Source organism: Aeromonas sp. QDB18, assembly GCF_027705325.1.
Classification (GTDB): Bacteria; Pseudomonadota; Gammaproteobacteria; order Enterobacterales; family Aeromonadaceae; genus Aeromonas; species Aeromonas caviae.
In genome coordinates, this window is the sequence record NZ_JAPDBQ010000248.1 from 1 (window position 1) to 2645 (window position 2645).

Below are 2645 nucleotides of genomic sequence, written 5' to 3' on the forward strand. Positions count from 1 at the left end.
GCGATTAAATCAGATCACAAACGAAGCCTTTTTTCTATCTATTTCAATTGGTTGTAGCTAAAGATCCTGTACATGAAGGCCCCCTACGTCAGCAGCTTTGGCGATGTGCCGGAGGGCCAGCCCCTGGTCTACCTCAACAGCCTGTTGCAGGTGTCGGTGGCCCTGAACATGGACAGCTTCGCCGCCAAACATCAGGTGCAATCCGGCGCCAACTGGCATATCAGCCTGAAGAAGTGCAATTAGACGCTGCCATCGGGCGCTATCCGGTACAAACGGGCATAGCAGTCTGAAGAAGTGCAACTAGACGCTGCCATCGGGCGCTATCCGGTACAAACGGGCATAGCAGTCTGAAGAAGTGCAACTAGACGTTGCCATCGGGCGCTATCCGGTACAAACGGGCATAGCAGTCTGAAGACGTGCGGCTAGATAGAGGGGAGAGCTTCTGTCGGCGATGTGTCTCTTGGGGCGGTGGGACTGGTGTCCACCGCCCCTTGTCGTTGGCGGTGGCGTCTTGCCGGGCCAGCCGGTTATCTCATCATTTGTCATCCTCGTTTAATAAAGCGCTGCCATGCTGTGGCCGGACGCTGTGATGACGCAATGATTGCGCCGAGATAACAAGGAAAAGCCGATGAGCCGTTTTGACGAGAAAGACAGTGCCAACCACCCCCGCGAGCAGGAGCCGGCATTCAACCGCCTCATCGAGGCGGGTCTCAGCCGCCGTGGCTTCCTCAAAGGGGTGGGCGCCGCCAGCATGGTGGCCTTCTTTGCCGCGAGCCCCGTGGCCCAGGCCGTGGCTGCCGCCACCCGGCCGCTGCTTGGCTTCCAGGCCGTGCCCGCCTCGGTGGCCGACACCATAGTGGTGCCGCCCGGCTACAAGGCCGAGGTGCTGATCGCCTGGGGAGATGCCCTCTTCCCCGATGCCCCCGCCTTTGCCCAGCGCAATGATGCCAAGGCCCAGGCCCGCCAGTTTGGCGACAACAACGACGGCATGAGCTTCTTCCCCCTGGGCCCGGATCGCGCCCTGCTCGCCGTCAACAACGAATACACCAACTACGAATATCTGTTCGCGGATGGCGGCAAGACCCTCAGTGCAGAGGCGGTCGCCAAGGCCCAGGCGGCCCACGGGGTCTCCCTGGTGGAGCTGGCGCGCATCGATGACAAGTGGCAGGCCAACCCCAAGGGGGCCCTCAACCGCCGCATCACCGCCACCACCCCCATGACATTGAGCGGCCCGGCGGCGGGCCATGCCCTGCTCAAGACCCAGGCCGACCCCGAGGGGCGCACCGGCCTTGGCACCTTCAACAACTGCGCCAACGGCCAGACCCCCTGGGGCACCTACCTCACCTGCGAGGAGAACTTCAACGGCTACTTCGGCAGTGCGGGCAAGCCGGTGCTGGACCAGCGCGCCGCCCGCTACGGCCTGGCCGCCGAGGATGCAGGCTTTGGCTGGCACAAATTTGACGAGCGGTTCGATCTCGCGAAGCATCCCCAGGAGCCGCACCGCTTCGGCTGGGTGGTGGAAATCGATCCCCGCGATCCCGCCTCCACCCCGAAGAAGCGTACCGCCCTTGGCCGCTTCAAGCATGAGAATGCGGCCTTCACCGTCAACCAGGATGGCCGCGCCGTGGTCTACCTCGGCGACGACGAGCGGGGCGAGCACATCTACCGCTTCGTCTCGAAGAACAAGGTGGCGCCGGGCAACGATCCTGCGAACCGGGATCTGTTGGACGAGGGCACCCTCTATGTGGCCCGCTTCGAGGCCAAGGAGGGGGAGCTCAAGGGCACCGGCCAGTGGCTGCCCCTGGTACACGGCCAGCACGGCCTGACCCGGAAGAACGGCTTCGCCGATCAGGGGGAGGTGCTCATCTTCGCCCGGGAGGCGGCGACCCGGCTCGGCGCCACCACCATGGACAGGCCCGAGTGGGTGGCCGTGCATCCCCACAGGGCCGAGGTCTACTGCACCCTGACCAACAACAAGAACCGCGGCATCAAGGAGAACCAACCTCTCGATGGCGCCAACCCCAGGGCCGAGAACCCCTATGGCCAGATCATCCGCTGGCGCCCGATGGGGGACGATCACGGGAGCGACAGCTTCGAGTGGGATCTCTTCCTGCTGGCGGGCAACCCCGGCGTGCACAAGGAGGGGCTGATGGCGGGCAGTGCCAACATCCATCCGGACAACATGTTCAACAGCCCGGACGGCATCGGCTTCGACGAGGCGGGGCGGCTCTGGATCCAGACCGACGGCGACTACTCCAACGAGAAGCAGTTTGCCGGCATGGGCAACAACCAGATGCTGTGCGCCGATCCCGCGAGCGGCGAGGTGCGCCGCTTCCTGACCGGCCCCGTGGCCTGCGAAATAACGGGCCTCACCTTCACGCCTGACTGGCGCACCCTGTTCGTCGGGGTGCAGCACCCGGGTGAGGAGGGGGCGCCCTCCCATTTCCCGGACGGCGGCACCGCCATTCCCCGCTCCGCCGTGTTGCGGATCACCCGGGACGATGGCGGCATCATCGGCGCCTGATGGCCCGGATAACCGCCTGGCCCGTGATGACAAGAGCCGCCTTCGGGCGCAATGCTGTTCACTTAAGAGAATTTGAGTTCCAGTCCACGTAGTATCAGGGCTAAAAAATGAGGGAGGCATG

At 64.1% G+C, this 2645-nt stretch carries 1 protein-coding gene and 1 pseudogene; both read left to right on the plus strand.

Features of this window, described 5'->3' with window-relative positions:
* Nucleotides 1-75 precede the first annotated feature (75 nt).
* Nucleotides 76-243 (plus strand): annotated as a pseudogene (locus tag OKC30_RS20530) (SAM hydroxide adenosyltransferase); the annotation flags it as partial.
* A 385-nt stretch (nt 244-628) separates the two neighbouring features.
* Nucleotides 629-2524: a PhoX family protein gene (locus OKC30_RS20535; protein WP_270809793.1), complete on the plus strand. Its 1896-nt coding sequence runs from the start codon at nt 629-631 to the stop codon at nt 2522-2524.
* Nucleotides 2525-2645 lie beyond the last annotated feature (121 nt).